This is a genomic window from Microcoleus sp. T3_B1 (assembly GCF_036700445.1).
Taxonomy (GTDB): Bacteria; Cyanobacteriota; Cyanobacteriia; order Cyanobacteriales; family Microcoleaceae; genus Microcoleus.
Window position 1 is genome coordinate 41,226 of the sequence record NZ_JAUBOX010000059.1, and the last position, 8,757, is coordinate 49,982.

Annotated in this window: 7 protein-coding genes and 1 pseudogene; 5 read left to right on the forward strand and 3 right to left on the reverse strand. The window is 45.9% G+C overall.

All coding sequences use genetic code 11. The features are described from left to right. The first annotated feature begins 58 nt into the window (after positions 1-58). The 3 genes and pseudogenes from xrtO to iscB all read left to right on the forward strand — a co-directional run bounded on the left by xrtO (position 59) and on the right by iscB (position 6,102). Positions 59-1,624, forward strand: coding sequence for an exosortase O (gene xrtO, locus QT990_RS25240; RefSeq protein WP_333301151.1), 1,566 nt, complete (start codon positions 59-61; stop codon positions 1,622-1,624). Then, positions 1,602-4,502, forward strand: a complete 2,901-nt coding sequence (locus QT990_RS25245; protein WP_333144656.1) for a TIGR02921 family PEP-CTERM protein — start codon at positions 1,602-1,604, stop codon at positions 4,500-4,502. The genes xrtO and QT990_RS25245 overlap by 23 nt, the downstream gene beginning before the upstream one ends. A 324-nt stretch (positions 4,503-4,826) precedes the next feature. Further along, a pseudogene (iscB, locus tag QT990_RS25250) lies at positions 4,827-6,102 on the forward strand (RNA-guided endonuclease IscB). A 202-nt stretch (positions 6,103-6,304) separates the two neighbouring features. On the opposite strand, the gene QT990_RS25255 reads toward iscB, so the two are convergent. Together QT990_RS25255 and QT990_RS25260 are read right to left on the reverse strand one after the other, a co-directional pair. After that, positions 6,305-6,607: a Rieske (2Fe-2S) protein gene (locus tag QT990_RS25255; RefSeq protein WP_333144655.1), complete on the reverse strand. Its 303-nt coding sequence runs from the start codon at positions 6,605-6,607 to the stop codon at positions 6,305-6,307. 693 nt (positions 6,608-7,300) lie between these two features. Beyond that, on the reverse strand, positions 7,301-7,444 hold the full coding sequence (locus tag QT990_RS25260; RefSeq protein ID WP_333144654.1) for a hypothetical protein: 144 nt from the start codon (positions 7,442-7,444) through the stop codon (positions 7,301-7,303). Positions 7,445-7,565: 121 nt separating this feature from the next. Here QT990_RS25260 and QT990_RS25265 point away from each other — a divergent pair, with 121 nt between their 5' ends. Then, positions 7,566-7,808 (forward strand): helix-turn-helix transcriptional regulator, encoded by a 243-nt coding sequence (locus QT990_RS25265; protein ID WP_333144653.1) that lies wholly within the window; start codon positions 7,566-7,568, stop codon positions 7,806-7,808. A 50-nt stretch (positions 7,809-7,858) separates the two neighbouring features. Further along, positions 7,859-8,101 (forward strand): helix-turn-helix domain-containing protein, encoded by a 243-nt coding sequence (locus QT990_RS25270; protein ID WP_015175929.1) that lies wholly within the window; start codon positions 7,859-7,861, stop codon positions 8,099-8,101. A 172-nt stretch (positions 8,102-8,273) separates the two neighbouring features. Here the strand turns inward: QT990_RS25270 and QT990_RS25275 are convergent, their stop codons facing one another. After that, positions 8,274-8,510, reverse strand: coding sequence for a helix-turn-helix transcriptional regulator (locus tag QT990_RS25275; RefSeq protein ID WP_333144652.1), 237 nt, complete (start codon positions 8,508-8,510; stop codon positions 8,274-8,276). Between the last annotated feature and the right edge of the window lie 247 nt (positions 8,511-8,757).

Consider the following 8,757-nt stretch of genomic DNA (forward strand, 5'->3'; position numbering starts at 1 on the left):
CTTAAATAATCGGTCTGGACATTACCAATTTGACTGAGCTAAGATGTCACCAACGTGAATGTCAAGCGGTATCATGCAGCGCACCAATATCACTGATTCTGCAATTCCAGATTCTGTTACTCCTCATCCTGCGGTTTATTTGGTTTGGCTGGCTCCTTTTTTGCTGGCGCTTGCTTGGTTTTCGGCCAATATCTCGGCTGTTAAGTGGCTGTTATCCTCGTTTGTTGAGATACCCACACTGTACAAGATAGTAATTGGCTTTCTGATTGTAGCATTAGTAGTGCGATCGATTGGGAACTCGGATCGCCCGCCCGGATTTTCGCCCCATTTCGTTTTGAGGCGAGATCCGCTGCTATTGATGTTGGGTGCGGGTATTTGCTCGATCGCCCTTCAGTACATAATTGATATCAAACAACTTACTGTCCTGCTATTTATCCTCGGAACTTACGGGCTGTGCGGCTTATTGGTGGAGCAGAACTTTTGGCGAAAAAACTTGCCAGTTGCGGGCTTGCTGGCTTGTATTCTACCATTCAACAGTCAGTTTAATAGCGGATTAGGTTTGCCGGCGCGAGTGCTTACTGCTCAGGTAGTAGAACAGTTGCTCTCAATGCTGCACGTTGGGGCGATTTCTTCTTACGATATTATCGTTTTGGAAAACGGCATCGCTCATGTGGACGTGCCTTGTAGCGGCATTAAAACCCTCTTAGTGGGAACGCTCTTTTTGCTAGCTGCTACCTGGCAGGAAGGGCGTAAAATGAGCTTAAGATGGCTAGCAGTCGGCGCTGCTAATCTCTTAATCTTGGTGTGTGCTAACACTGCGCGGGTTGCCGTGTTAGTCCTGGTTTCAGAAGTTTTTCAACAGCCAAACATAGCACAAATTATGCACGTTCCTCTGGGAATTGTCGGTTTAGTATGTGCTTGTTTTGTGACGTGGTTAATGCTGCAACGAGTACCGAAATTTCAGCCAGAAAAAACCAGCGGTATTTCTGCAAAACCAAACTCAGAAATTATGCAAAATCACCCTTTAGCCAAACCAGGAATAATTGCAGCAGTCGCAGTTTTGGCAGTAATGGCTCAACTGTCTCACGTAGAAACGCCAAAAATGGCGATCGCACCTTTAACATTACCTGAATACATTAAATCCGAGTCGATTCCCCTCAATCCTAGCGAACAAAAATTCTTTGGCAACTATCCAGACACGCAAACACAAAAAATCAGATTTGTCGCCGGCAACTTGCGCGGTTCCATGCTCACAGTAGCGAGCACATCCTGGCAAACTTATCACGCCCCCGAGTTGTGTTTTGTAGCCAGCGGAATTCCCGTCAATGGCATAGAAAAAAAACAACTAACTCCTTCAGTAACAGCGCGCTGGCTGTCTCTCAAAAACAACCAATTATCAGCAGCATACTGGCTGCAATCTGCACAGCAAACTACCGATAACTTCATGTCCCGTATCGGCAGCGACCTCACCCACAAAAATCACAATTGGGTGCTAGTTTCCATTTTATTTGACAGTTCGTTACAAGCCGAAAATCAGGAAGTAAAAGAGTTGGCGAGTAATGTATACACTACCGTTAAAAAAAGCTTACAAGGAGAAATAAATGAAAATCAAACAGGTATTTGATGGAATTTTTAAAACAATTTTTTGGGTCTGGAATTTGACATTTTTATCGATTGTTTACTTGGGAATTTTGCCTATTATAGGAGGGCCATTAATTAAGGCGACAATCGATGGCATCATCCCGCTAGAGTTTTCTTTGACTATGGCAGCTACCATCGCAGTACCCACTGTATGTACAGTAATAGGAGCTAGGCGTTTTGGCAAGCAACCCCTACAGCTAATGCGTTGGTTTTACGGCGTAGAAGCACCGCTATTTTTGCTGTGTTTGCTCCGCTTGTTCCTGCTGCGAGAACTCACCCCAGCTAGTTCTCAAATCATCGCTACTATTGCTTTGTGCATAGCAGCATTTTCAGTGGAAATGCTGTACGGATATCTGGGTAAAAGAGAAAATGTTCAAAATATTTTCGATTCCCAGAATTCCCATAATAAACAGCCTCGTTTTTTCAGGTTGATCGGAGAAAAGCGAAGTGCGTGGCTGCAATTAGGATGTCACAGTTTAATGGTAGTAGTTGGCATTTGGGCGGCAACCTTGCTGATTTATTACGCTGTACCTGTGGCATTGTATACACTTTATGGATTCTTCTTTGTCGTCATTCAATTTTTCAAGTTTACATGGGTTTCACCATTTCTGGAGATGTTTAAATACGGGGACTGGGCCTCGGCTTTAATTTGGATACCGCTATCGTTTATATTGTTTGGTTTAACCTGTAGCTTGTTCGTTGTCATGCCTTCGCTGTACGGCTTTCTCTACATTCATTCCGGGCGGAAAATATGGCAGAGTTTTGCTGCACAATACGGGAAAAATAAAGCGCTAATCGGAAGTTTGGGAGTCATAGCAGCTTGGCTGGCTATTTTCTCGGCTTTGCAGCAGCAGCCACAAGTTGCAGTAATGAAAATGCTGGCGACTCCCCCCGCAAATGACACGGTTCGCCAAACTTTATTAGCCAAGTCTGATATGATTCGATCCGGCTTAGTTAACGCTTATTTGTCCCCTTACCGCTACCTCAGCACTGTGGGAGAAAATAACCACATTTATGAGATATACAAAAATATTTGGATTTTCCCTGACGGAGCGGCTCAAACCTTGCAGAACAGCTATAATTTTTTAATGTCGCCGTTTTTGTATCAAGGCTCTAGTGCGGATGTAGAAAAAGCGGAAAAACTCTACGGCGAATTCTTCGATACGGAACTGCAAAAAGGCGAGACAGAAGCAGTAAAACACGCGGTGCAGTCAACATCAAATCGCGAAGAAGCAAAAGCCGGTTTGCTGAATGTCAATCAAGAAAAAGTATGGCTGCAGTCGCAAGAAGTGACAGTCAAAGAAAACGGCGATTGGGCAGACGTTCAACTCTACGAAGTTTACAAAAATCAAACGCCGAACTTGCAAGAAGTATTCTACTACTTTTCCCTGCCGGAAAGCGCTGCAGTTACAGGAGTTTGGCTGGGAGATACTGGCGATTTAAACAAACGTTTTGTATTTACGGTATCGCCTAGAGGTGCCGCCCAGCAAGTCTACAATCAACAGGTAGTAGAAAGAGTCGATCCGGCTTTGCTAGAACAAATTGGCCCCAAACAATACCGTTTGCGGGCTTTTCCAATCCCGGCTAAACGAGAATTTACCCCAACTGAAGGGCCAACGGAAATGCACCTGTGGCTTACCTACAAAGTCATGCGCCAGCCCCAGGGTTGGGCGATGCCTGTTTTGGCTGAAAAACGCAACATTTTTTGGAACCAAAATACTCGCCGCACGATCGCCGGGAAAGAGGTAAAATACAGCGGGAAAGAAGCCAGAGAAACTTGGCTGCCCCCCTTTTTGCCCGCAGTCGCACAGCAACCGCTAACCGCGCAGCAGGCGATTCTACCGGGAGGAAATATCATTTCTGCTAAGCCGCTGGCTGATGCAAATTACTCGTTACCCCAAGGCAAGAAATTTGCAGTTATTCTCGATACTTCCCGCAGCATGGCGGTGGCAAGTAAGGAAGTAAAAGAGACTTTTGAATGGTTGAAAGCTAATGCAGCAGGCAAAAACGCTGTTGATTTGTATGTCGCTAGCGCTGCAGGAATGCCACCTAAGTTGGTGGAAGATGTACGCAATTTCGATGCGGCAAAGGTGACATTTTACGGTACAATCCAGCTCAAAGATATGCTGCAACAGTTTGCACAGTTGCGGGGCGATAAAAGTTACGATACTGTATTTTTGGTGAGCGATCGCCACAGTTACGAATTGTCGGACGATCGCAAACTTAAACTTTCCATCTCTTCACCCCTATGGACAGTGCATTTGGGAGGTTTGCCCCCCGGCTACGACGACGCAACTTTAAAGGCTATTCAAGATAGCGGTGGTGGAGTGGCTACAGATATGAAAGAGGCGATGCAGCGAGTAGCAACAACAGCAGCTTCGGGCGAATCTACAGTTAGCGTTGTTGACGGCTATGCTTGGAGTTATGCCAAAACCCCGCAGTCGAAAAAAATCGCCAAATCGGCGGCAGTTGTAGAGTCCAAAAATGCCGGAAATGAAGGCTTTAAACCGATAGCGGCGCGGCAGTTGATAACTGCACTTAGCAAGCAGAAAAGTTCCAGTCAATTAACGCAACTGGATGCGATGCACGCAGTAGCTAAAAATTTCAAAGTGGTGACTCCTTATTCTTCGATGATTGTGTTAGTTAATGACGCGCAAAGGGAGCAACTAAAAGCTGCAGAAGCTAAGAGCGATCGATTTGACAGAGAGGTAGAATCTGGTAAGGAGGAGTTGAGTAAGCCGAATAATCCTCTGAATGTTTCAGGGGTTCCTGAACCGGAAGAATGGCTACTGTTGACGGTAGGTGCGATCGGGCTTTTGGCGGTTTTCCTCCGTCAGCGGCGCGCGAAAATGGTAGGTTGAAAGATGGTTCGGCGGTTGAAACCGCTACTACACGAACAAAGTCTGCCTCCGCAGACTAAGAGAGTCATGAACCCCATGCCTAAAGGCAGGGGCTTGTAGACTGTCCGACTAACGCAAGCGGGATACAAGCCAGAACACGACCAGCCTCAGACGCAACGAGCGTCTACGTTTTCAAGGTCACGATACCTACAAATGCGTCGCTAGTTTGTAGCCCTATCGTTGGTTGTTAAACATCTGTAATGGGTTAAGGAAGTGCAGCCAACATGACAAGCCTTGAAAACATTGGCGAAGCGAACGTTACGAGCAATCAGAGGAGACGCAACAATGTCTAACTTTGTTTTTGTAATTGATACCAATCGCAAACCGCTATCACCCTGTAAACCAGGAATGGCAAGGTCATTGCTGAAAGCTGGAAAAGCAGCGGTATTTCTCCGCTATCCGTTTACGATTGTTTTGAAAAAAGCAGTTGAGACGAATCCTGAACCGCTAGAACTGAAATTAGATCCGGGATCGAAAGTCACGGGGGTTGCAATCAAACAGGACAACAAGATTATCTTCGGAGCCGAACTGCAACACCGGGGCCAGCAAATTAAAGATGCACTTCTCTCTCGCCGTCAACTTAGGCGAGGAAGACGCAATCGCAAAACTCGATACCGTAAGGCGCGATTCCTCAATCGCACTCGCCCCGATGGTTGGCTCGCTCCATCGGGGCAACACCGAGTCGAAACAATACTTACATGGGGGAGCAAATTGATTCGACTCGCTCCCGTTGCCAGCATTGTTCAAGAGTTAGTGCGGTTTGATTCTCAACTCATGCAAAACCCTGAAATCTCAGGCGTTATGTATCAGCAGGGAGAATTGCAGGGTTACGAAGTCCGGCAGTATCTCTTGGAAAAATGGCATCGGCAGTGCGCTTATTGCTCGGCTGAAAATGTACCTTTTGAGGTTGAGCACATTCAGCCCAAGTCAAGAGGTGGCTCTGACAGGGTTTCCAATTTGACACTGGCTTGTCACGATTGCAATCAAAAGAAAGGCAATCAGGATGTTCGAGCATTCCTGGCCGCTAAACCCGACCTGTTAAACCGCATCCTCAAACAAGCAAAGCTACCACTCAAAGATGCAGCAGCGGTCAACTCAACCCGATGGGCATTATTTAATGCACTTAAAGAAACGGGATTGCCCGTCACTACTGGCACGGGCGGACAAACTAAGTTCAATCGCCATCGGTTAGGGTTGGCTAAATCGCACTGGCTTGATGCTGCGTGTGTGGGCAGCGTTGACACGCTCAAAGTATTGACTTCAAAGCCTTTGTTGATTGTGGCAAAAGGTCAGGGGACACGACAGATGTGCGGCACAAACCAGTACGGATTTCCCATTCGGCACAAGTCCAGAGTGCAAATTCACAAAGGGTTTCAGACTGGCGATATTGTCAGCGCAACCGTTACCGCAGGGAAGAAAGTCGGCTCTTATACAGGGCGGCTTCTATGCCGTGATCGACGGCAGTTTTGATATTGTAACGAAGGCTGGGAGAGTAACAGGTATTAGCCACAAGTATTGCAAAGCAATCCACAAAAAAGATGGCTATAGCTATGGGTTTTAAAAATATTTCAAGGCGACGGTCGTCGCTGCCGCTTTCCTCCCCATGTCTAAAGCCAGGGGCTTCTCGCTCGTTTTTCGGTGAGGGGGTATTTAAGCCGGACTTGATATCAAATACTAATCTACAGTCGTCTTGAGACGACTTGAGCTATGAGACAGGAGTTGAAACCCCTGTCGGACTGTCGGACTTAACGAATAACGAATAACTAATCTATTTCTACAAAAACGCGATCGCCCTCAATCTTTACCGGATAAGATTCCAGGGAATCGCCTAGTGCATTCAAACATTTACCCGTATCTAACTTGTACTGATATTTGTGAAATGGACAGGTAATGATACCGTTATTTACCTTACCCATGTCGATCGGATATTCTAAATGAGTGCAAGCATTACGGTAACAAGTGACATTCATGCCTTGACGATTCAAAATCACTGAATTTTCGTCAACTTTTACCTTCAACACACCCCCTTCGGGAACTTGATTTAGCGCTGTTATCTCTACCCACATATAATCTTTCTCGGTTTAAATAAATTATTGCAAACTAATGGGCGATCGTCCGAAAGGCATAGTGAACAACGAACGATCGCTGTCTAATTCTAACGCCAACAGCTTGTAAAGTCTGAATAGACTGTACAAGCTGTTGGCGGTAATTCACGCCCGCAAAGAATGTTATATCACCCCTACAGCCGCAGGTAACGCATGAGAATGCTCATAACTTCACCGGGCTTTTGGGCAGGTTGCAGCGGGCTCCACTCGCTGACAGAGGCAAAACCCAAACAGTAAAGGATGTGAATGATGCTGATACTTTTAATTCAGACAATCCCCGACAATCGGCGAAAATCTTCAGATAGCACACTCATCAGATACGTCTGAGAGTATGGTGGTATCCCACAAAGCTTTAAGGAAAATCCCTAAAGCGCTACTCAAACTGGGTGTTTTCTAACCACAGTTGGGGGCTTGAAAAATTTTAGAGCCACCTAACTTTTATGGCTCTCACCGTATTTTGCACAAATTTTGGAGGTGTATTCTTCACTGGTTTTGACCAACCTCGAACCGCAAGGATTACAGAGATGCTCTCAAGCCAAAGCTTGAGAGAAGTGAGAGAAAGTCCAAGTCATCATTACTGATGGTTTTATGCAGGCTACTTCAGTCTACACCAATTGTCGTGAGTATTACCTACAAGTCTAGGAAAATATCATCCTAGCAATTGCTCCTCACCGCTTTGGGAGAACCTATCAGCAGGATTTTGACGGGTTCTCGATCGGGTGGCGGAGGCTCTGCTACAGGTACTGTCGCTGTAGCACTATCGGTTGCTGGGGGATTGGCAAGGAAGTTTTTCGACATAAGCGTTTTTTGTGTTCGCAGTGAACGATAATGTTGCCTATAAGCAACATTATCATTCTATCCTCAATGTTGCCTAGAAGCAACATTTACGAAGAGATCGCCCTCTGAGACAATCTGAGGCATGGCAAAAGCAGGCAAAGCACTCAAGCAGGTGCTGGAAACTTATAACATCAGTCAAAATCGCTTGGCTGTGACAATGGGCGTAGCACGTTCCAACATTCATCGTTGGGTCAATGAAAGTAGAGATCCCGTAGCAGAGGCAGTGTTGGACATTCGGAAAGCACTATGGCAAATTAACCCCGATGCCGCAGGGGAGTTCATTCGTTTGTATTTAGATGATTTGGAGGAAAAACTCGAAGAGTAATAATGTCCACAATCTTTACTTAGCTGCGAGCTTCTGAGAACATAGAAGCCATGAGTAAGGCAGGAAAGGCGCTGAAGCAGGTTTTAGAAACCTATGGCATCAGCCAAAATCAATTGGCAGCGACTATGGGCATTGGACGATCGAGCATTAACCGTTGGGTTAACGAGAATAGAGATCCGGCATCTGAAGCGGTTCTAGAGATTCGCAAGGGATTACAGCAAATTAATCCCGATGCAGCAGGGGATTTTATTCGTTTGTATTTAGATGATTTGGAGGAAAAACTCGAAGAGTAATAATATGGGCGATCGGGCGATCGCCTCCCGTGCCAGTTATGCTTGAGATAGACTCAACAAATAGCTGACAATATACAATCTTTCTCGCTTTAAATAAATCCTCACAAACTAATTGGCGATCGCCCTTGAATGCAGCGCAACCATCTGTGGGGCGCTCTCCACACCTGAGAACCTAACTGTTTTCCTCGCCATTTCCCAGGTACAACCTGACGAATTCATCAGCCGCCTCCCGATTGAATGTCTGCAATGCTTGCTTAATCGCAAATACCGCCTCAGCAGATGGGTCTCGTTCTTCGCTCACCCAACGGCTAACGTTTGAGCGATCGATTTCCATCTTGGCCGCCAATTGATATTGACTGATATCGTATGCCTCTAATATTTTTTTGAGGGCTTTTCCTGCTCTTCCCATGCTCCCGATTGTGTCAGAGAGTCATGCTCCTGTAAACGTTGCTGATTGTCACCAATTGCGGTAAACTTTGTAGATTAAGTGCGATCGTTTTTTCCCTCTCAATTTAATTGTATGGCTCGTCAAATAGCTGGCAAAAGTATAGTCATTTATAGACATGGGAGGCTTCAAGCCCCTCCCCTTTCACTTTTACTTTGAGCGGATTAACCCGCATTGGCCCAACTACGCAGCTCCCTATCAAGAAAGCTGA

What these genes read in the sequence shown, in the direction of transcription:
- xrtO (WP_333301151.1), top strand. Translation starts at nt 59, where the DNA reads ATGTCAAGCGGTATCATGCAGCGCACCAATATCACTGATTCTGCAATT.
- QT990_RS25245 (WP_333144656.1), top strand. Translation starts at nt 1,602, where the DNA reads ATGAAAATCAAACAGGTATTTGATGGAATTTTTAAAACAATTTTTTGG.
- QT990_RS25255 (WP_333144655.1), bottom strand. Translation starts at nt 6,607, where the DNA reads ATGTGGGTAGAGATAACAGCGCTAAATCAAGTTCCCGAAGGGGGTGTG.
- QT990_RS25260 (WP_333144654.1), bottom strand. Translation starts at nt 7,444, where the DNA reads ATGTCGAAAAACTTCCTTGCCAATCCCCCAGCAACCGATAGTGCTACA.
- QT990_RS25265 (WP_333144653.1), top strand. Translation starts at nt 7,566, where the DNA reads ATGGCAAAAGCAGGCAAAGCACTCAAGCAGGTGCTGGAAACTTATAAC.
- QT990_RS25270 (WP_015175929.1), top strand. Translation starts at nt 7,859, where the DNA reads ATGAGTAAGGCAGGAAAGGCGCTGAAGCAGGTTTTAGAAACCTATGGC.
- QT990_RS25275 (WP_333144652.1), bottom strand. Translation starts at nt 8,510, where the DNA reads ATGGGAAGAGCAGGAAAAGCCCTCAAAAAAATATTAGAGGCATACGAT.